20 protein-coding genes are annotated in these 20,210 nt (G+C 37.6%); 5 read left to right on the top strand and 15 right to left on the bottom strand.

All coding sequences use genetic code 11. The features are described 5' to 3' along the window. Positions 1-11: 11 nt before the first annotated feature. Positions 12-158, top strand: a complete 147-nt coding sequence (locus V3Z67_RS17460; protein WP_442902268.1) for a T9SS type A sorting domain-containing protein — start codon at positions 12-14, stop codon at positions 156-158. A 51-nt stretch (positions 159-209) separates the two neighbouring features. On the opposite strand, the gene V3Z67_RS12095 is transcribed toward V3Z67_RS17460, so the two are convergent. From V3Z67_RS12095 to V3Z67_RS12155, 13 genes are all read right to left on the bottom strand, one after another. Further along, the gene (locus V3Z67_RS12095) at positions 210-860 is read right to left on the bottom strand and encodes an XAC2610-related protein (RefSeq protein ID WP_330443551.1); all 651 of its coding nucleotides are present in this window, start codon (positions 858-860) and stop codon (positions 210-212) included. A gap of 17 nt (positions 861-877) precedes the next feature. Beyond that, positions 878-1,288 (bottom strand): hypothetical protein, encoded by a 411-nt coding sequence (locus V3Z67_RS12100; protein WP_330443552.1) that lies wholly within the window; start codon positions 1,286-1,288, stop codon positions 878-880. 19 nt (positions 1,289-1,307) lie between these two features. After that, positions 1,308-1,706 carry a hypothetical protein gene (locus V3Z67_RS12105; protein WP_330443553.1) on the bottom strand — a complete coding sequence of 133 codons (399 nt, stop codon included), beginning with the start codon at positions 1,704-1,706 and terminating at the stop codon, positions 1,308-1,310. Beyond that, complete coding sequence (locus tag V3Z67_RS12110; RefSeq protein ID WP_330443554.1) at positions 1,703-2,110, bottom strand: DUF1801 domain-containing protein; 408 nt, start codon at positions 2,108-2,110, stop codon at positions 1,703-1,705. The genes V3Z67_RS12105 and V3Z67_RS12110 overlap by 4 nt, the downstream gene beginning before the upstream one ends. 8 nt (positions 2,111-2,118) lie before the next feature. Continuing rightward, positions 2,119-2,547, bottom strand: coding sequence for a hypothetical protein (locus V3Z67_RS12115; RefSeq protein ID WP_330443555.1), 429 nt, complete (start codon positions 2,545-2,547; stop codon positions 2,119-2,121). Next, a complete protein-coding gene (locus V3Z67_RS12120) occupies positions 2,544-3,089 on the bottom strand; it encodes a GNAT family N-acetyltransferase (RefSeq protein WP_330443556.1) in 546 nt (181 codons plus the stop codon). Before V3Z67_RS12120 ends, V3Z67_RS12115 begins: the two co-directional genes overlap by 4 nt. Before the next feature lie 51 nt (positions 3,090-3,140). Beyond that, positions 3,141-3,938, bottom strand: a complete 798-nt coding sequence (locus V3Z67_RS12125; RefSeq protein ID WP_330443557.1) for a hypothetical protein — start codon at positions 3,936-3,938, stop codon at positions 3,141-3,143. A gap of 70 nt (positions 3,939-4,008) precedes the next feature. Further along, a complete protein-coding gene (locus V3Z67_RS12130; RefSeq protein ID WP_330443558.1) occupies positions 4,009-4,632 on the bottom strand; it encodes a hypothetical protein in 624 nt (207 codons plus the stop codon). Continuing rightward, a complete protein-coding gene (locus V3Z67_RS12135; RefSeq protein ID WP_330443559.1) occupies positions 4,632-5,051 on the bottom strand; it encodes a hypothetical protein in 420 nt (139 codons plus the stop codon). The genes V3Z67_RS12130 and V3Z67_RS12135 overlap by 1 nt, the downstream gene beginning before the upstream one ends. A gap of 3 nt (positions 5,052-5,054) precedes the next feature. Continuing rightward, entirely contained in the window at positions 5,055-5,252 is a 198-nt protein-coding gene (locus tag V3Z67_RS12140; protein WP_330443560.1) for a GldL-related protein, read from the bottom strand. A 2-nt stretch (positions 5,253-5,254) separates the two neighbouring features. Beyond that, positions 5,255-5,620: a DUF1304 domain-containing protein gene (locus V3Z67_RS12145; RefSeq protein WP_330443561.1), complete on the bottom strand. Its 366-nt coding sequence runs from the start codon at positions 5,618-5,620 to the stop codon at positions 5,255-5,257. A 13-nt stretch (positions 5,621-5,633) separates the two neighbouring features. Next, positions 5,634-6,998 (bottom strand): 30S ribosomal protein S6--L-glutamate ligase, encoded by a 1,365-nt coding sequence (gene rimK, locus V3Z67_RS12150; RefSeq protein ID WP_330443562.1) that lies wholly within the window; start codon positions 6,996-6,998, stop codon positions 5,634-5,636. A 231-nt stretch (positions 6,999-7,229) separates the two neighbouring features. Continuing rightward, a complete protein-coding gene (locus tag V3Z67_RS12155; RefSeq protein ID WP_330443563.1) occupies positions 7,230-9,782 on the bottom strand; it encodes an ATP-dependent Clp protease ATP-binding subunit in 2,553 nt (850 codons plus the stop codon). Positions 9,783-10,039: 257 nt separating this feature from the next. On the opposite strand from V3Z67_RS12155, the gene gyrA reads away from it, so the two are divergent. Both gyrA and V3Z67_RS12165 read left to right on the top strand, forming a co-directional pair. Further along, a complete protein-coding gene (gene gyrA / locus V3Z67_RS12160) occupies positions 10,040-12,586 on the top strand; it encodes a DNA gyrase subunit A (RefSeq protein WP_330443564.1) in 2,547 nt (848 codons plus the stop codon). A 20-nt stretch (positions 12,587-12,606) separates the two neighbouring features. Further along, entirely contained in the window at positions 12,607-13,872 is a 1,266-nt protein-coding gene (locus V3Z67_RS12165; RefSeq protein WP_330443565.1) for a tetratricopeptide repeat protein, read from the top strand. Between the two features lie 123 nt (positions 13,873-13,995). Here the strand turns inward: V3Z67_RS12165 and pheT are convergent, their stop codons facing one another. After that, positions 13,996-16,422 carry a phenylalanine--tRNA ligase subunit beta gene (gene pheT / locus V3Z67_RS12170; RefSeq protein WP_330443566.1) on the bottom strand — a complete coding sequence of 809 codons (2,427 nt, stop codon included), beginning with the start codon at positions 16,420-16,422 and terminating at the stop codon, positions 13,996-13,998. 202 nt (positions 16,423-16,624) lie between these two features. Further along, the gene (locus tag V3Z67_RS12175; RefSeq protein WP_330443567.1) at positions 16,625-16,813 is read right to left on the bottom strand and encodes a hypothetical protein; all 189 of its coding nucleotides are present in this window, start codon (positions 16,811-16,813) and stop codon (positions 16,625-16,627) included. 397 nt (positions 16,814-17,210) lie between these two features. Here V3Z67_RS12175 and V3Z67_RS12180 point away from each other — a divergent pair, with 397 nt between their 5' ends. Beyond that, entirely contained in the window at positions 17,211-19,712 is a 2,502-nt protein-coding gene (locus V3Z67_RS12180) for a M14 family zinc carboxypeptidase (RefSeq protein WP_330443568.1), read from the top strand. 10 nt (positions 19,713-19,722) lie between these two features. Further along, positions 19,723-20,193: a hypothetical protein gene (locus tag V3Z67_RS12185; protein ID WP_330443569.1), complete on the top strand. Its 471-nt coding sequence runs from the start codon at positions 19,723-19,725 to the stop codon at positions 20,191-20,193. Positions 20,194-20,210 lie beyond the last annotated feature (17 nt).

The following is a 20,210-nucleotide window of genomic DNA, read 5'->3' on the forward strand; positions in this document are numbered from 1 at the left end:
ATGTTTATGATATTAACGGACGACTTGTAAAACAGCAAACGGTAACCACAGGTACAAACAAAGTGGATATCGATGCGCTGGAAGCCGCTCAGTATATCTTTGATATTACTACTGATAACGGAAGTGTTTCCAAAAAAGTAATCAAGTACAGGCCATAAACCTGAACACCATATAAAATTAAAATCCCCAACCATTCGGTTGGGGATTTTTTATTGATGTTGTTTCGTTTTTATTTTGTTTACGGCCTGCCGATATCTTTCTTCAAAATTATTTTCGGGCATTAAATCATCCTCAACAGTAATACCATAATCTAGTATGGTGTCGTTTTCAATGTGGTAGAACTTCACATAGTTTGTACCGGTTAATCCGTAACAGGTTATAAGGTTGTAGTCATTGTCATACCTGGGATTAGGGATTTTCTCGAATCCTTTTATTCTTTTCAGCCTGTTGTTTAAGGTATCAGTAATATATAAATTGTAAAATTCATTACTACGCGTACCTGTATAATGATGAATCAGTAAATCGTTTATAGAATCGCCTGTAAAATCTTTATACAGTAGTTTAAAACGATTACTTATAATACTGTCATGTATTATTGTTTTACCGTTTTGTGTAAGCATGAAAATGGTATTATTACTATCTTCATCTTCAAAGCTCCCAAATAAATAAAGGGTAGCTTTTGAGTTTTTTAATTGCAAAGTATCGCAGTTTACAATTACAGTATTTTCCTCATGAGTTTCTGTAATAGCAGTTGTAGGGTTGCTGTTAACCTCTTGTTCGTAATTTGTTGTGCCTCCTTTATTATTACAGTTATATAAAAGCACTGTTAGCCCAAGGCAGTAATAGAATTTAAATCGCATTTATAAATATTGTAGAATTAATGTAAATCGATAAGTATTAATGAGGTGTCATCTACTTTAGATACTTTATATTTTTTACTGATAAGTGTGTCTCTCTCTTTTGTTTCGACCTCTATTACCGATGGTTTTAACCAGCGCCATTTCCCCAATACCTGAGTTTTAGGTGTAGTGTTAACGTCTTTATCTGTGCCACGCACTTTACTGGTCCCACAATTTACACCTTTATACTTTTCCAGTAAAGTTCCGCTTTTATCAAATATAAAAGCATTAGGATAAGCACCAATGTCATTAATGGCTTCATAAGTGTAAACATCGCCGTGTTTACCGGTAGGTAGCCACGCTTTGTATAAGTTAGAGTTTTGTGCAAATCCGGATACGGAAAGCAATAAAAAAGCAATGTAGAGGAAGGTGTGTTTGTATATTTTCATAGCTGTTGTATTTTTAAGGTTATTCAATTTTAAGTAGAGTCATTTGGTTATCCTGCTTTTTAATTATTTTATAGCAAGTATTTTCCAGCGCCTTATTGTAAGTGTACTTAAAACAGATAACCGAATCTTTTTTCCAGTACCATTGTGCTTCTGTAGCTATAAAATGGGGGAGAAATGAAGGATGCCCACAGGCGGAAGAGGAGGGATCTTTATACATGTATACAGCATTGCCGTTTTCTTTTAATTCAAAGCCCCATCTGTGCTCGTCCAGTTTATCAGATTTTATAAACTCCATGTTCATATCTGCGGTAAACTTTACCCATAACCATTTACCCATAACATTGCTACTGTTTTTATCCGACTGAAAAGAAAACAGGAAAAAGGTTAGCAATATGATTAGGGGTTTTTCAAATTTCATTTTTCAATAAGGTCTAACCATTGTTTAATTACGGTTTGTAAAGCCTGTTTTTTATTTTGGAGGTCGGTTATATCAGTAACGGTTACTATACGGCGTCCATCAGTATAATTACCTTCCAGTATCCCTGTAGTATCATTAATAGTAGCTCCTGTGGGGAAAACAAGCATAATAATGCCGTTCTTCCTCAAATTGTATACCACAAGATCCCTTTTGTATTCTTTAGCATCAAAAGCCTTTATTTCTCCTGTATAATAAAAAGCGGGAGAGTTCCATTTTATATGTTCGCCAATTTGGGGAGAGGTTTCCAGTATCACCTCGCGTATCGCCTGCATGGTTTGGGCGACCTGTGGTGTCATTTTGGCTATGTGTTGTGTTACCTGTTCCGCTGGTGTTGGTTTACTCATAATGTATATTACGATATTGGTATTATAGCTTTGTCGGTTTTATAATACGTTCTGTTTTTAATGGCAGAACAGTCGCAGGGTAGGGTGGTTCTTGGTTTTTTTCGCATATCAATTATTACCTGTCTTTGCTTTACCCAGTAACCACCACTTTTAAAAACTACAAGGCTGTCTATATTCTCATCTGGTTTTTCGTCATAATTAATATAAATCTCAGGGCATTTGAGTTTATATTTTAAAAGCCTTATTTCTTTTTTAGTTAAAGGTAAACTATCCAGATAATTCTCTCCTATTTCTATCTCGTAGTCAAAAAGCGGAAATATTTTATTGGCAATGGTTTCCAGTTCCTCCGAGTGGATCATAGCGTTTCTTGGTACATTTCTGTCGGAAGCACATGAAACCAATATAAATACTGCTATTAATGATATGACTTTCTTCATGATATACGGTTTTGATACTCATGTTTTAAAAGCGAGTACATTACAGAATCTTCCATTTTACCGTTTACATTATAATGCTGACGCAAAGTGCCTTCAAAAGTAAAATTGAAATGTTCCAGTATTTTAAGCGAACCAGTGTTATAGGTTGCGGTAAGTGCTTCCACACGGTGCAGGTTCATTTTTGTAAAGCCATAATCAAGTACTGTGTTAACAGCTTCGGTCATGAGTCCTTTTTGCTTATCACTGTCGTAAAACAGGCCGTAGCCTATTTCGGCGCGGTCATGCAACGGATACCAGGTATGAAAGCCGCAACCGCCTATTACACGATTGGTTTCTTTTTCCAAAAGCTGAAAATTTACAAAGCTCCTATTGTAGGTTTGCAGTCCTTTTTTGTAACGTTCTTTTTCTTTTTCGAGAGATTCAAAATCGGCAAGACCCAGAAAGTCGATTATGGAATGGTCGTTCATTGTGGTAAAAACCTGATCCATTACCATAGGGGTAAGTTTCCTGAGGCGTAATCTGTTGGTTTCCAAAATTTCCATTTCAGTTGGTGATTGGTTGTTTTATATACTACCAAGTTATGGAATTTTTTATTACATTAATTTTTCTATCCTTTCAAAGTCATCTCTGTTTGGTGTAACCAAAGTTTTAATAAGCAGGTTATTATTGTTTAGTTCAACCTGTAATCCTTTTTCATTGCTAAATTTTTCAAGTATTTTTTTAGCATTGGTAACATCAAAACCTTTTTTTAAAGTATATGTGCTATAATTTTCTACTTTGACATCTTCTTTATGTACAAAGCTCCCTAAAAGCTTATTTGTAGTGTTTTTGGGTTCCATATAGTAGTGTCCCGATGCATGATTTACTTTTATCCAAACCATAAGTTGTGATTCTTCATAATGAAGTCTTTTTAACTTTACATAAGGAGAAAAAACTACTGTTTCATCATTATTAATAAAGCATTCGGTATAGCCCCAGTCGTCATATTGGGTGAGTAGTGCCGATTGCTCTAAAAATTCGATTTGTTCGTCGTTGAGTTTTTTTGCTTTAAATCCTTTTTCCTTTAAATGTTCAAAAAGATGTCCCGCTTCAATACCCTGTTCGTTAAGGAAAATTTTCTGCTCTTCTTCATGTTTAGCTTTTTCTTCTTCTGATGGTAAATCCCAAACTCCCGACTGTGCCTGTTCTAAAGTAATTTTTGCACCTGTTTCGGGGTCGTATATAAGGTCGTCATTTACCCAGGCTTTTTGTTTTTCTTTTATAAGCTCTTTCTGTTTTTTTTCTTTAATGCCTTTAGGAGTACGCTCACGCACAGCTTTAGCACCCGAACTGAAGTTGCTTATTATAATGAGAAGGGTAAGTATAAAAACGATTATAAAAACAATATCCATAAAGGTTCTGGTTAATTAGTCAGTCTATTAATTTGTAGTTTACTCTTAATACGTTTTGTTTTGCCATGTGTTAGGGAATGTCGTTTACTAAAATTAACCCTACTAAAATATCATTTTTAAAATAAGTGGTAAAGTGATAACCGAAACTACTTTTAGCTAAAGGCTTATCATTTTGTATTTCTGGCTGCAGATCAACGATGATGTTGCCAATAAAATTCCATGTGTATTTCTCTAGGTCTTCGGTAACTGTAACCTCATCAGCACTATAGGGATACAGTGTAAGTATTTGTTTTTTAGTTTGTCCCAACTCAATTCCCTGTAAGGAAGTAAAGTAGTTTTTATTTATAGGGGTAGCATTTTTGATATAGGTTTTAAATACCTCAACTTTATTTGAAGTATTTTGTGCCGATGAAAACCAATCGTCGTTTAATAAATCTTCCGGAATAATGTTGTTGTAAAACAGATAAGTTTTATACCTATGATAATCTGTTCCTAATTCAAAAACAAGGGTTTGTTTTAACTCTGTGTTTGTAAACCAAACATGATCGCCTTCAGGGTAGGGGTCTTTATGTTGAGTTAATAGATTGTTTGTTATCGGAAAATCATCAGGAGTTATAGAAGGTTTGGTATCCTGGGCAAAACAACAAATGGTTAACGTGAAAAAAAGAAGTGTAAGGTGTAATTTTTTTACCATTAATCAAGGGTTTTCTTTTCCTTTTTCTTTACAATATAAACCTCATCATAACGGGTAAAATTAGGATTGGTTTCTACCATTACCTTTTGTGTGTATGAAGAGTCGGTTGTTTTTACGATTTCAACCGTAAGTGTTCCTGCTTTAAGCACTTCCCTGTTCCTTTCAATAGTTGTGGCTGTAGGCTTAACGGTATACTTACATTTATCTACCCATGTGATTTTAAAATCATAGGTTTGGTCAGAGTCTTCCATTCTTTCTGTTTGTGTATCTCCCTTACGGGTAATAATACAAACCTTTTTGGTTTCGGGATCGGTTACTTTAAAAGTACCGTTCTTAAATTTTAAACAGCCGTCATCCTGACTAAAGCCCCATAGGGGCAGGAGCAGCCCAAGTGTTAGTATAGCTGTTTTAAGTTTCATAGCTTATTTGTTTAGAAAACTGTTTTTATCCTTATTGGTTAATAGTTTTATTATTAGCATTATAACGGCGATAATCTGTAAGATTGAAGCTGATATTAGCATTAGCTGTGAGTTTGGCCAGTGCATTAGTTTAAAAAGAGCACCTACAATCATGATTATCGAACCCAATAAAAATACTACTATAATAGTGATATACTTCATAATTAAATATTAAAATAAAGACAAACCATGCCTACAATGGCGGGAACCGACTGAATATAAAAAATACTTTTTTGCACCGTAGCCGCACCAAATAATCCTGCAACCGCAACACATCCTAAAAAGAACATGGCTACGTTAAACCTCCAATCGGGAGTTTCAATAAGCAGTGACCATAACAGCCCGGCAGCCAGGAAACCATTATATAAACCCTGGTTGGCAGCCATAGGTTTTGTTTTTTCAAAAAGTTCGGCAGGAAACTTTTTAAAAACTTTCCTGCCTCTTGTTGTCCAGGCAAAGCTTTCTAACCAAAAAATGTAAAGGTGGAGCATTGCCACTATAACTATTATTGAAGAAGAAATTATTGCCATAATTATATGTTTTTTAGATTTTAAAATTCTTTTCGATGGCGAGTATCATTTCTCCGGCGATATCTTTATTAGTAGCGCCTTCAATACCTTCAAGCCCCGGTGAGGAGTTTACCTCAAGCAATAACGGACCTTTAGAGGAACGGATAATATCTACACCTGCCACTTTAAGCCCCATAGCTTTGGTTGCTTTAATGGCGATTCTTTTTTCTTCAGGAGTGGCTTTTATAACAGAGGCCGTACCACCTAAGTGGATGTTAGCTCTAAACTCTCCCGGTAATGCTTCACGCTGTATGGAAGCTACCACTTTACCGTCTATTACAAAACAGCGTATATCTTTACCGTTTGCCTCTTTAATAAACTCCTGTACCAAAATATTAGCATTAAGGCTTTTAAAGGCATTTATAACACTCTCTGCCGCCTTTTTAGTCTCTGCCAGTACAACACCTTTACCCTGAGTACCTTCCAGCAGCTTAACGATAAGCGGAGAACCACCTACCATTTTAATAAGGTCGTTAGTATCAAGAGGGGAGTTGGCAAATCCTGTAGTAGGGATGTCAATACCACTGTTAAGCAGTAACTGTAATGAGAACAGTTTATCTCGTGACTGACTTATGGCTGCAGCCGAGTTAAGGCTGTATACTTTTAGTGCTTCAAAATGACGGGTAAGTGCACAACCGTAAAACGTCATGCTTGGACGAATACGCGGTATAATAGCATCAAAGTCATTAAGTACCCTGCCGCCCCTGTAATGTATTTCGGGAGTTTCGGCATCCAGTTTCATGTAACAGTACTTAAGGTTAAGAAAGTGCATTTCGTGTCCGCGAAGTTCACCTGCTTCCATAATACGCCTGTTACTGTACAGTTCAGGGTTACTGGCTAAAAGCCCTATACGAAGTCCTTTTTTAGGCTCGTCGTTAGTGCTGTAATATTCTTTAAGTTTTTCGGTAGTAGGCTGTCCCAGCAGGTATTTTTGCTCTGGGTCTACCAAAAGGCGTCCGCTCATGGCCTCACGACCTAAAAGCATACGGAAACCCATTGAGTCGCGGTTGGTAAGGGTAACCTCAACTTCCCACATGGTATCGCCCACCTGAAGGTTGGCTTTAATAACATAGCGTTTTTCCCTGTATCCGCTGGAGCTTTTTACAATTCGCTTGTCAATAAGCGGCGCTTCACAGTGAATAATGGTTTTGGTGTTGTTTTGTATGGGGTTAATGTCAAACTTAACCCAGCTTTCGCCATCTTTTAAAAACGGATTGATGTTAATGGCATGAAGGGCAGAGGTTTTTGCACCCGAGTCTACACGGGCTTTAATAGCCGGTAAGCCAAGTCCCGGAAATGAGCACCATTCTTCACTGCCTACAATAACTTTGTCAAACATTTTAGTATAATTATATACTTCTAAAGTACTACTTTTTTTATATAAGTAAAGAGGTAGCGGTATTTTTATTTAAAATTTAATATTACTATCCTCACAAATTGACTATGAGGTTTTTAGTTGTTTGTTTTTGTGAGGGTATTAATATATTTAATTAACAAACAGAGCGTAGTTAAACAAAAATCCCCGACAGTTGTTACTGCCGGGGATTTTTTAAATATATATCCTAAACTATTAACTAGCCGGATTCTCCGCTTTTTTAATAGTCACAGCAAGTTCTTGTTCATTATCGTCAAGATCCATAAAAATTTCGTCTCCGGCACCTATTTTAGAAGTGATAATCTCTTCTGCAAGTGTATCTTCAACATACTTTTGTATGGCTCTTTTTAGTGGCCTTGCTCCATATTGCTTGTCAAAACCTTTGTCGGCAATAAAGTTTTTAGCCTTTTCAGACAGGGTAATGTTGTACCCTAAGTCTTTAATACGGGCATATAGCTTAGCCAGTTCGATATCGATAATTTTGTCGATGTCTTCTTTCTCAAGAGGATTAAACACAATGATATCGTCTATCCTGTTGATAAACTCCGGCGCAAATGTCTTTTTAAGAGCACTCTCAATAACACCTTTGCTGTGCTCGTCGGCCTGTGCTTTTTTGGCAGCAGTACCAAAACCAACTCCCTGACCAAAGTCTTTAAGCTGTCTTGCACCCACGTTTGATGTCATTATTATAATAGTGTTTCTAAAGTCAATTTTTCTGCCAAGGCTGTCTGTAAGGTAACCGTCGTCCAGTACCTGTAAAAGCATATTAAACACATCTGGGTGCGCTTTCTCAATCTCATCAAGAAGCACAACACAGTATGGTTTTCTGCGCACTTTTTCGGTAAGCTGTCCGCCTTCCTCATAACCTACATATCCCGGAGGCGCACCTACCAGTCTTGATATGGCAAATTTCTCCATGTATTCACTCATGTCAATACGTACAAGCGCATCTTCAGAGTCAAACAGTTCTTTAGCCAATACCTTGGCCAGCTGAGTTTTACCTACACCGGTTTGACCAAGGAAAACAAACGATCCAATCGGTTTGTTAGGATCCTTAAGTCCGGCACGGTTACGTTGAATTGATTTTGAAATCTTAACAACAGCATCATCCTGACCTATAACCTTACTCTTAATAAGTTCCGGCAGGCCGGCAAGTTTGTTGCTTTCGGTTTGTGCAATACGGTTTACAGGAATACCTGTCATCATAGAGATAACATCTGCCACATTGTCTTCGGTAACGGTAACACGATTGTTTTTAGCATCTTCTTCCCATTTCTCCTGGGCAATGGCAAGATCTTTTTCAATGCGTTTTTCGTCGTCACGAAGCTTTGCAGCCTCTTCATATTTCTGTTTTTTAACTACAGAGTTTTTAAGCTCACGTACTTCTTCCAGTTGCCTTTCAAGGTCAAGAATCTGTTTAGGTACATTAATATTGGTAATATGTACTCTTGATCCAGCCTCGTCCAGCGCATCAATAGCCTTGTCTGGAAGGAAACGCTCGGTCATATAACGGTTAGTTAACTTCACACAAGCTTCAATTGCTTCCGGCGTGTAGTTAACATTATGGTGTTCCTCATACTTACCTTTAATGTTGTTAAGTATAATGATGGTTTCCTCTACAGATGTAGGTTCAACCATTACTTTTTGGAAACGCCTTTCCAGTGCACCGTCTTTCTCTATATACTGGCGGTATTCATCCAGGGTAGTGGCACCAATACATTGTATTTCGCCACGTGCTAATGCCGGCTTAAACATGTTGCTGGCATCCAGCGAACCTGTAGCACCGCCTGCACCTACTATGGTGTGAATCTCGTCTATAAATAAAATGATGTCGTCATTTTTTTCCAGTTCGTTCATCACCGCTTTCATACGTTCTTCAAACTGACCGCGATATTTAGTACCTGCCACTAAGCTGGCAAGATCTAACGTTACCACACGTTTGTTGAATAGAATACGTGATACTTTTTTCTGTACGATGCGCAGGGCCAGTCCTTCTGCTATGGCCGATTTACCCACACCGGGCTCACCAATAAGCAGCGGATTGTTTTTCTTTCTGCGGCTAAGTATTTGTGAAACACGCTCAATTTCCTTTTCACGACCAACAACAGGGTCCAGTTTGCCTTCTTCGGCAAGTTCGGTAAGGTCTCGGCCAAAATTGTCTAAAACAGGAGTTTTAGATTTTTTGTTGGCTTTGCCACCCTGCGGGGTAGGGTTATTAAAGGTGCTTTCACGCATACTGTCATCCTGTCCTGCATCATCATTGTAAGACTCAGCCCTTGGCTGGTTTTCCATATAGTCTTCTTCGCTTGATGTCATGTTGATAAATTGTTCTTTAACGGTTTCGTAATCGATTTTTAGCTTATTAAGCAATTTTGTTGTAGGGTCGTTTTCGTTGCGCAAAATACACAACAGTAAATGTGCCGTACTGATAGAGGTACTCTGGAAAACCTTGGCTTCCAGAAATGTGGTTCTTAGGGCACGTTCTGCCTGGCGCGTTAAGTGCAGGTTCTTTTTATCGTTCCCGCGCTCCGCGTTAGGATTAGCAGGGCTTAATATTTCTACTTTTCTTCTTAAAAGATCTAAATCAACAGATATATTGTTAAGTATAGAAATTGCTTTGCCGTTTCCGTCCCTCAATATCCCCAGCATCAAATGTTCTGTACCAATAAAGTCGTGGCCCAGTCGTAAAGCTTCCTCTTTACTGTAGGTAATTACGTCTTTGACCCTTGGTGAAAAATTATCATCCATAATAAAAGAATTGATACTGTAAATTTAACTATTTAAATAAGATTTTACAAAAACCATACCTATAGAAGGTCCTGTCATGCTAAGAGACGAAAAAAAAGGCAGAAAATGAAATTATATAGCATTACTTTATTAACTGTTTAACGTATTTAAGGTGTTAATAAATGTTGTAAATTAATTGTTTTTTAGCTGGACGATGCCAATAAAAATGCGTATATTGGCACGTTTTGTAATAAAAATAATTTTTAATATAACTATTTATGTCTGAAGGAGAAAAGTTAATTCCTATTAACATCGAGGACCAGATGAAATCGGCCTATATTGACTATTCAATGTCAGTAATTGTATCGAGGGCCCTTCCGGATGTTAGAGATGGCTTGAAACCCGTACATCGAAGAGTACTTTATGGAATGCACGAACTTGGGGTTCTTTCTAACAGAGCCTATAAAAAATCGGCAAGGATTGTAGGAGAGGTATTAGGTAAGTATCACCCTCACGGAGACTCCTCTGTTTATGATGCCATGGTACGTATGGCACAAGACTGGAGTTTGAGGTATCTTTTGGTAGACGGTCAGGGTAACTTCGGATCGATTGACGGAGACAGTCCTGCAGCAATGCGTTATACTGAAGCAAGGATGCGAAAAATATCTGAGGATATTATGGCCGACCTTGAAAAAGAAACTGTTGACTTCCAGTTAAACTTTGACGATACCTTACAGGAACCAACCGTAATGCCTACACGTGTGCCTAACCTTTTAATTAACGGTGCATCGGGTATTGCAGTAGGTATGGCTACTAACATGCCGCCTCACAACCTTTGTGAAGTGGTAGACGGTACCCTGGCATATATTGACAATAACGAGATTGAGATAGATGAACTGATGGAATATGTAAAGGCACCTGATTTCCCTACGGGAGGTGTTATTTACGGTTATGAAGGAGTTCGTGAAGCCTTTAAAACAGGTCGTGGTCGTGTAGTATTGCGCGGTAAGGCAAGGTTTGAAGAGGTAGATGGTAAAGAATGTATTATTGTTACCGAAATTCCTTATCAGGTAAATAAGGCAGAGATGATTAAAAAGACTGCCGACCTTGTAAACGAAAAGAGAATTGAAGGTATATCAAACATACGTGACGAGTCTGACAGGAAAGGTATGCGTATTGTGTATATCCTTAAAAAGGATGCAGTGCCAAACGTGGTGCTTAACATGCTTTATAAGTATACACAACTACAGTCTTCTTTCAGTGTAAACAATATTGCACTTGTAAACGGAAGACCACATACATTAAACCTTAAAGAGCTTATCCATTACTTTGTGGAGCACAGGCACGATGTGGTAGTAAGAAGAACTAAATATGAACTTCGCAAGGCTGAAGAGCGTGCACATATATTAGAAGGTCTTATTATTGCTTCAGATAACATTGATGAAGTTATCGCGCTTATTCGTGGTTCTAAAGACGGAGAAGAGGCTCGTGAAAAATTAATAGAGCGATTTAAGCTTAGTGAAATTCAGGCCAGAGCTATTGTAGAGATGCGTTTAAGGCAGCTTACAGGACTGGAGCAGGATAAACTGAGAGCTGAATATGAGGAGATCATGAAACTGATAGCCGAATTGAAAGCATTATTAGAAAGCAAAGAGCTGAGAATGCAGCTTATTAAAGAGGAGCTTGTAGAGGTTAGAGAGAAATATGGTGACGAACGCCGTTCTCAAATTGAGTATTCTGGTGCCGATGTAAGTATTGAAGACCTTATTGCTGATGAGAATGTGGTTATTACCATTTCGCATGCAGGCTATATTAAGCGTACTCCGCTTTCTGAATACAAAACCCAAAACAGGGGTGGAGTAGGACAAAAAGGTTCATCTACCCGCGATCAGGACTTCCTGGAGCACCTGTTTACTGCTACAAACCACCAGTACATGTTATTCTTTACCCAAAAAGGTAAATGTTTCTGGATGAGGGTTTACGAAATTCCTGAAGGTAGCAAAACAAGTAAAGGACGCGCTATACAAAACCTTATTAATATTGAGAATGATGATAAGGTTAAGGCGTTCATCTGTACACAGGATCTTAAAAACGAAGAGTACATTAATAACCACTATGTGATTATGGCTACTAAAAAAGGTATTGTTAAAAAGACCCTTTTAGAGCAGTATTCACGCCCAAGGTTAAATGGTATTAATGCAATTACCGTTCGTGAAGACGACGAGTTGTTAGAGGCTAAATTAACTACCGGAGACAGCCACGTGCTGCTTGCGGTTAAGTCGGGCAAACTTGTTCGTTTTGAAGAAAGCAAAACGCGCCCAATGGGACGTAATGCATCGGGTGTGCGTGGTATTACCCTTAAAGATGATAACGACGAGGTAGTTGGTATGGTTTCTGTAAATGATATGGAAAGCGAAATCCTTGTGGTGTCTGAAAAAGGTTATGGTAAGCGTTCAAGTCTGGATGATTACAGGATAACCAACAGGGGTGGTAAAGGGGTTAAAACCCTTAATATTACCGATAAGACCGGTGGATTAGTTGCTATTAATAATGTTACCGATAATGATGATTTAATGATTATCAATAAATCAGGACTTACCATAAGAATGCGTGTTTCTGACCTAAGGGTTATGGGACGTGCCACTCAGGGTGTACGACTGATTAATATTAAAGGTAACGACTCTATCGCTGCTGTAGCAAAAGTTTTACGTGAAGAAGACGAAGATATCATTGATGCCGAAGCAGAAGATATCACAAATATTGATGGCGTAACAGGTGAAGCTGCTGCTCAGGATGATAATGAAAACAATCAGGAAAAGGAATAAACTTAAAAAACCAGAATACAATGAAAGCTAAATATGCAATTGCTGCATCTTTATTAATTTCTATAGGTGCTTTTGCTCAAAAAGATGAGCTTAAAGCTATGAAGAAGCTAATGAAAAAAGATTCTTCTCCGGAAATTATGCAGGAGATGAAATCGCTTATTGATAAGACTGAACCATTACTGGGAAGTGCAGACGATAAGCAAAAAGCAGATTTTTACTATTATAAAGGTAACTATGATCTATATATGGCTATGACCAAAATGGATCAAAACGCTTTAAATGGTGCTATTGCTGATTTTGAGAAGGTAATTGAGCTTGAGAAAAACGGTAAGAGAGAATATACTCCGGAAATTACAACAGAGATTTACCCTGAGGTAAGTGCTACTGTTTTAAAAATAGCTAAGAATTTTGGTCAGCAACAAAATTACAAAGCGGCTGTGCCATTATATGAAACAGCTTATAACCTGAATAAAAAAGATACTATTAATCTTTACAACGCGGCTGCTTTTGCAGTTAATGCTAAAGATTTTGATACTGCGCTTAGGTATTTTGAACAGTTAGATCAGTTAGGTTTTACGAATAAAAGACTTAGCTATACTGCAAAAAGCCCTGAAGGTGAGGTTCAGTATTTTTCTGATAAAGCTACGCGTGATCTTTATGTGAAAGCGCAGGGATATACAGATCCGGGTGTTCATAAAGATCCATCAATAAAAGGTGATATCATCAAAAACATTGCGCTTATTTATATCCATAACGGTGATAACGCTAAAGCAATGAAAGCTATTGAAAAAGCTAAGAAGGAAAATCCTGATGATATAGGTTTATTACAGGCAGAAGCTCAAATATACTATGAGTCTGGCGATATGGATGGTTATAAAAGAACAATCCAGAGTATATTAGATAAAGGTTCTAAAGATCCTAATCTATACTTTAACCTTGGTGTTACTTCGGCTCAGTCTGGTCAAAATGACGAAGCTATGCAGTACTACAAAAAAACGGTAGAGTTAGATCCTAAATATGCTAATGCTTACTACAACATGGGTATCGTTCAGCTTGCAGGAGAAGATGTTATTGTTAAGGAAATGAATAACCTTGGTACTTCTAAAAAGGATATGGCGCGTTATGACGAGCTTAAAAAGAAAAGAGATGATATTTATAAGGCTGCTCTTGTAAATGTTAAGAAAGCTTTTGATTTAGAGCCGGAAAGAGATGAGTTCAGAACACTTTTAAGTAACCTTTACATGGGACTTGAAATGATGGACGAAGCTAAAGCGCTTAAAAAATAATAAATAGTTTTATTATACTTGTAAAAAATCCCTTCGGTAACCGAAGGGATTTTTTTTTGATTGATGTTAAAAGTAATAAAAGAGCCTCCTGTTTAGGGAGGCTCTTTTATTTATTGTTTGGTATTATCTTAACTGGGCACCGGTTTGAGTTTCCAGATTTTGTCTTATTTTATCCATTATTTTATCAATCTGAACGTCTGTAAGCGTTTTTGTGTTATCCTGAAGGATAAAGCTTACTGCATATGATTTTTTGCCTTCCGGAAGGTTTTTACCTTCATATACGTCAAACAGGTTAATGTTTTTTAGTAACGATTTTTCAGTTTGTCTTGCAATGGCATAAATGTTTTGGAACGATACTTCATTATCTATAAGAAGTGCAAGGTCACGTCTTACCTCAGGGAACTTAGCAATCTCTGTAAATTTGATTTTTGCAGAAACTACTTTTATTACTGCGCCCCAGTTAAAATCGGCAAAGAATACTTCCTGTTTAATATCAAAGTGCTTCAATACCTGTTTTTTAACCACACCCATCTCAACTAAAGTTTCGTTTCCCAGGGTGTAAGCAAGTCCTTCACTAAACACATCGTTAGTGGCAGGTTGCGTTTGTACTTTATTAATGCCAAGGCGTTGTAGTATCATGTCTACATACCCTTTAAACATAAAGAAGTCTGAAGGTTTTTGAGCCTGAGTCCAGCTTTCCTGAATACGGTTACCTGTTAGGGTAAGTGTTAGGTGCTTGTTTTCATCGTAACCTGAAGGTAACTTGTGGTATGATTTACCAAACTCAAAGAACTTAAGGTCGCTTCTTCTTCTGTTTATGTTGAAAGAAACAGCCTCCAGTGCGCTAAACAATAATGATTGACGCATTGCCGAAAGGTCACTACTTAGAGGATTAAGCATTAAAACGTTAAACTCTTCTTTCAGGTTTTCGCTTAGCTTAACATAATCAGGAGAGGTAAGCGAGTTGGCCATCATTTCGTTAAAGCCAACAGAAACCAACTGATTTGCAATTATATTTTGCAGTTTGTAATCTTCGGTACGTGCTGCGTTTGACATTGAGGCATTAAGCTTTTGTGAAAAACTCACATTATTGTAGCCATATACCCTTAATATCTCTTCAATTACATCTATTTCTCTTTCTACATCCACACGGTAAGAAGGAATAACAAGACCAATACCGGCGTCAGACATACTGTTGATTTTAATATCCAGCGATACTAATATCTTTTTAATAGTCTCTTTGTTTATTTCCTGACCAATTACTCTCTCTACATTTTTGAAGTTAACAAATACCTGATGGTCTTCCATCTTTTTAGGGTAAATGTCTATAACATCTGATGTGATTTCGCCACCTGCAGTTTCCTGTATAAGCAGGGCTGCTCTTTTAAGTGCATATTCGGTAATGGTTGGGTCAATACCTCTTTCAAAACGGAAAGAAGCATCAGTATTTATACCGTGTCTTTTTGCTGTTTTTCTAATGGATACCGGGTTAAAGTATGCGCTCTCCAGGAATATAGAAGCTGTGTTTTCGTTAACGCCCGATCTTTTTCCGCCAAGAACCCCTGCAATACATATTGGTCCGTTTTCATCACAAATCATAAGGTCATCCTCATGTAGTGTGCGCTCAACATCATCAAGTGTAATGTATTTAGTTCCTGCTTCGGCGGTTTGAACAATAATTTTATTACCTCTTATTTTTCCTGCATCAAAAGTATGTAGTGGCTGGCCCAATTCGTGCATTACATAGTTAGTAACGTCTACAATATTGTTTTTTGGTGTAATACCAATAGCCATAAGCCTGTTTTGTAGCCATGCTGGTGAAGGTTGTACCGTAACGCCCGAAATGGTTACACCACAGTAACGAGGTGTAAGTTTATTATCGTCTACCTTAACATCAATTTTAAGGGTACGTTTGTCTATCCTGAAATTACTTACTGATGGAGTAATAAGTTCGGTATTTACATTACGCTGAATCATACCGGCACGCAGGTCACGGGCAACACCCCAGTGGCTCATAGCATCGGCACGGTTTGGCGTAAGTCCTATTTCAAAAACCTCATCGGTTTCAATATTAAATACTTTAGAAAGGGGAGTGCCCGGTTTTAGGTCTTCGTCAAGAATCATAATACCGTCATGACTTTCACCTATACCAAGTTCGTCTTCGGCACAAATCATCCCGAAGCTTTCTTCACCGCGTATTTTTCCTTTTTTAATTTGGAACGGGTTACCTTCCTTGTCATAAAGGTTGGTGCCAATTGTTGCCACAGGTACTTTTTGTCCTGCTGCTACATTTGGTGCACCACAAACAATTTGTACGGGAGCATTACCATCGCCTAGGTCTACAGTTGTAACCCTTAACCTGTCGGCATTAGGGTGCTGTACACATGTAAGTACATGGCCTACAACTACACCTTCCAGTCCGCCTTTAAGCGACTCAAACTTATCTACACCTTCTACTTCAAGGCCAAGATCTGTAAGTAGGTTAGCAGTTTCATCTGAGTTCCAGTCTAATTTTATAAATTGTTTTAACCAATTGTAGGATATACGCATTGTATTTTTGTTTTAAAGCATGCAAAGATAATAATTGTGATTGAAACCACAGAACCTTAAGCCTATGTTTAGCAATAAAAAATGAAAAATATTCAGACTAAAATTTTCTTAATTTTTTATTTAAAATGATAAAACCCGTTGGTTGTCCAACAGGTTTTAGTGTAGTATTCTTATGGTTTTGATTTTTTTTGTAACAAGTAGCCTAGGCCTTTGGTTTAATTGGCTTAAGGTCGTTAATATGTTCAGGAGAATTGGTCAATGCCTTTTCCTGTTGTTTCATTTCCTGTTTCCCGTCGTTATCCTGTTCATGGGGTAACCTGCTGCACGCAGCTACTACCATCATCAGAACCATTACCGTGGGGGCAGTAATTAGTCGGAAGGTGCGTTTCATAATGTTTTAAATTTACTGTACTTAGTTTACTTTTAATTAGCTAATCTTCACAGTATGAATGTGGTTGGGGTAAAGCAAATTTATATATAAAAAGTTTTAATTGTTATTTTTAATTTAAATTTTTAACTAAAATTAGTGATATAATTAAAAAATAATTGAATCAATCAGAATTTAATTGTGAAAGATGTAGTTCATCGGGTTTTATTGCTTTTCTTCTGATGCAAAAAATCGTAGGTTTAAGTCAATAAATGTATTAGACTTAAAAATTTCACTTTTTTAGGGAGCTATTTATGTTTTAATAATTGAGATAAAGCCATCTTAATAATAAGTTCGTTTTAGCATTACTAACGCAAATTGCGCAAATTGCTTACATTTGGTATTTAAATATAGACCCTCAATGAAGAAGTTGTTTTATAATCTGTTACTGCTTTTTACGGTAGCAGTTCAGGCCCAACTGCAAAGTCCGGCCGAATTTATTCCCGGTTACGGAAGTCAGGTAAGCTATTACCATGAACTGGAAAACTACTTTAACCATCTAACAGAAAATTCAGATTATATACTTAAAAAGCAATATGGCTACACCTATCAGGACAGGAGCCTTAATGCTTATTATATATCTACCCCTCAAAACCTAAAGGAATTAGAGGGTATAAGGAAAAATCATTTATACCAAATAGGTATGCTTGCCGAAAAGCCTGCTAAGGTTAACGATAAGGCGATAATATGGCTTAGTTTTAATGTTCACGGTAACGAACCCGGAGCTGCCGAAAGTGCCATGAGCGTAGCCTTTGAGCTTATTAATCCTAATAATAAAAGGACTAAGGAGTGGCTTGAAAACACCATAGTAATATTAGATCCCTGCCTAAATCCTGACGGATATTCCCGTTACGGAAACTGGCTAAGGGATGTAACCGGGCAAATGCTACACCCGGGACATACCGACAGGGAGCACATGGAGCCATGGCCGGGCGGAAGGCAAAACCATTATGCGTACGACCTTAACCGTGACTGGGCTTGGCAAACTCAGGCCGAATCACAACAACGTATTAAACTTTACAATAAATGGATACCAATGGTACATGTAGATGTACACGAAATGGGTTATAACGAGCCTTATTTCTTCCCGCCTGCGGCAGAACCTATGCATGAGTACATTACGCAGGCACAAAAGGATTTCCATATGGCTATAGGTGAAATGACCTCAAAACGATTTGATCTTAAAGGATGGAATTATTATACCCGTGAACGTTTTGATTTGTTTTATCCTAGTTATGGAGATACCTACCCTAGTTTTAACGGAGCGGTAGGTATGACTTACGAGCAGGGTGGTATTGGTGCCGGAAGGGCAGTAGTAATGAGTAACGGAAATGTGTTAACCCTACAGGATAGAATAGACCACCATACAGAAGCCGTGTTAACTGCTGTTGAAACTGCTTCTTGGCAAAAAGACAAACTGGTTAAAAACTTTAGAGAGTATTTTAAAGAAGCTCAGGAAAAGCCTAAAGGGAAGTACAGTACCTATATTATTAAAAACGGCGGAAAAACTCAGCAGCTTGCCGAATTACTGGAACGCAATAACATTCAGTTTGCATATGCCAACGATACCAAAAAGCTTAACGGATACTGTTATATGGATAATGCGGATAGAGATTTTACGGTTGAACCAAACGATCTTATCATTAATGTAAAACAGCCGAAAGCGATATTGACACAGGTGTTGTTTGAGTCGGCACCAAAACTGACTGATAGTCTTTCTTACGATATTACAGCATGGGCACTACCTTATGCTTACGGTGTAGAGAGCTATGCTTTAAAGAATAGTTTTAAAATTAAAACGAAAACCGAAGTTAGCTATAAAGGTAAGTTGGATTTTGAAAGGGTATATGCCTATTACATTCCGTGGAATGGCAGGGCATCGGCAAAAACACTTTCATGCTTACTAAAAAGCGGTATCAAGGTTCGCTCTGCCAGAAAGGCATCTTCTTTTAGGGGGATTAAAATAAATCCGGGAGATCTTATTGTTTTAAAGGGAGATAATCAAAATCTGTATGATTTTAAAAACAGTATGGATATGCTGCTGGAAAACAAACCTGATTATGAGGTTATGGAAAGCGGTTTCTCACTGGAAGGCGGAGATCTTGGCGGGGAATCTTACCCTTTATTGAGTGCGCCAAAAGTATTACTGCTTGCCGGAGAAGGGGTTAGTGCTACCGATTTTGGGCAGGCATGGTTCTATTTCGACCAAATGATAGAATATCCTTTAAGTATTATAGATATAAGAAATGTAAACAGAGTAGACTTTAGCCAGTTTACTACCATACTACTGGCAGACGGTTACTATAGTTTAGATGAAAACCAGAAAGATAAATTAGATAGTTTTATTGAGGAAGGTGGTAAGGTTATTGCTATTGGTAACGCGCTTACTGTTTTTGAAGACAGAGAAGGATACAGCTTAACCCGCTTCGCATCTGAAGCTGATAAGCTAGCCGAAATGGAACGCAGGGAAGAGGAAACTCTTGAAGCCCGTTTTATGGATTATAAAAATGCAGAAAGAAGGTCAATTTCTGAATCGGTACCCGGTGCTGTTATTGAAAATGTTATTGATAAAAGTCATCCGCTTTCTTATGGTTTAGGTAATAAGTATTTTAGCCTTAAAACCAGTGATAAGCATTATCAGCTTTTAAAAGACGTTTGGAATGTGGCTTATGTGCCTCAAAACTATATCAGCTTCGGTTTTATAGGTAAGAATTTAAGGCAAAACCTAGAGAATACCGTAACGTTTGCTGTAGAGCAAAAGGGTAAGGGACAGGTAATTTATATGGTAGATAATCCGTTGTTCAGAGGTTTTTGGGAAAACGGAAACCTACTGTTTAGCAATGCCGTATTTTTAGTAGACTAATTATAATAAAATGAAAAATAAGTTATTAGATAAGGTGTTTTACATCTTTGCAATGGTTACAGCAATTACATTAACGAGTCCGTTTTTTAATTATAAACCAACAACAGAAGGGGCAGGAGAAACCGGAGATAACTGGTTTATATGGGGCGATTTTAATTTACTGGATGTAGTTACGGGAGGTTTACCAAGATTTGCTAAAGTGCCTATAGCTCCGTTTTTTAAGGTACTTATAGTATTTTCGGCCTTAGTACTTGCAGCAACGGTATTTCAGTTTGTTGGAGCTTTGTTCAGACAACGTAAACAGGTGCTTTTTGCGGCCCTTACCGTTTTTGTTTTCCTTTTAGGCGGACTTATTTATGTAACAACCGGTAGTTTTGGGGTAACAATAAAAACGGGTTATTACCTGTTTATGGCATTTGAGATCGCAGTGGTGGCTCTTGGTATATATGTAGGCAAAAAACAGAATGCGTTAAACACTTAAAACAGATAAACCAACTA

The organism is Flavobacterium sp. C4GT6, assembly GCF_036347315.1.
Taxonomy (GTDB): Bacteria; Bacteroidota; Bacteroidia; order Flavobacteriales; family Flavobacteriaceae; genus Flavobacterium.

Coding starts and splice junctions, on each gene's coding strand:
- V3Z67_RS12095 (WP_330443551.1), bottom strand. CDS start 860: ATGCGATTTAAATTCTATTACTGCCTTGGGCTAACAGTGCTTTTATAT.
- V3Z67_RS12100 (WP_330443552.1), bottom strand. CDS start 1,288: ATGAAAATATACAAACACACCTTCCTCTACATTGCTTTTTTATTGCTT.
- V3Z67_RS12105 (WP_330443553.1), bottom strand. CDS start 1,706: ATGAAATTTGAAAAACCCCTAATCATATTGCTAACCTTTTTCCTGTTT.
- V3Z67_RS12110 (WP_330443554.1), bottom strand. CDS start 2,110: ATGAGTAAACCAACACCAGCGGAACAGGTAACACAACACATAGCCAAA.
- V3Z67_RS12115 (WP_330443555.1), bottom strand. CDS start 2,547: ATGAAGAAAGTCATATCATTAATAGCAGTATTTATATTGGTTTCATGT.
- V3Z67_RS12120 (WP_330443556.1), bottom strand. CDS start 3,089: ATGGAAATTTTGGAAACCAACAGATTACGCCTCAGGAAACTTACCCCT.
- V3Z67_RS12125 (WP_330443557.1), bottom strand. CDS start 3,938: ATGGATATTGTTTTTATAATCGTTTTTATACTTACCCTTCTCATTATA.
- V3Z67_RS12130 (WP_330443558.1), bottom strand. CDS start 4,632: ATGGTAAAAAAATTACACCTTACACTTCTTTTTTTCACGTTAACCATT.
- V3Z67_RS12135 (WP_330443559.1), bottom strand. CDS start 5,051: ATGAAACTTAAAACAGCTATACTAACACTTGGGCTGCTCCTGCCCCTA.
- V3Z67_RS12140 (WP_330443560.1), bottom strand. CDS start 5,252: ATGAAGTATATCACTATTATAGTAGTATTTTTATTGGGTTCGATAATC.
- V3Z67_RS12145 (WP_330443561.1), bottom strand. CDS start 5,620: ATGGCAATAATTTCTTCTTCAATAATAGTTATAGTGGCAATGCTCCAC.
- rimK (WP_330443562.1), bottom strand. CDS start 6,998: ATGTTTGACAAAGTTATTGTAGGCAGTGAAGAATGGTGCTCATTTCCG.
- V3Z67_RS12155 (WP_330443563.1), bottom strand. CDS start 9,782: ATGGATGATAATTTTTCACCAAGGGTCAAAGACGTAATTACCTACAGT.
- gyrA (WP_330443564.1), top strand. CDS start 10,040: ATGTCTGAAGGAGAAAAGTTAATTCCTATTAACATCGAGGACCAGATG.
- V3Z67_RS12165 (WP_330443565.1), top strand. CDS start 12,607: ATGAAAGCTAAATATGCAATTGCTGCATCTTTATTAATTTCTATAGGT.
- pheT (WP_330443566.1), bottom strand. CDS start 16,422: ATGCGTATATCCTACAATTGGTTAAAACAATTTATAAAATTAGACTGG.
- V3Z67_RS12175 (WP_330443567.1), bottom strand. CDS start 16,813: ATGAAACGCACCTTCCGACTAATTACTGCCCCCACGGTAATGGTTCTG.
- V3Z67_RS12180 (WP_330443568.1), top strand. CDS start 17,211: ATGAAGAAGTTGTTTTATAATCTGTTACTGCTTTTTACGGTAGCAGTT.
- V3Z67_RS12185 (WP_330443569.1), top strand. CDS start 19,723: ATGAAAAATAAGTTATTAGATAAGGTGTTTTACATCTTTGCAATGGTT.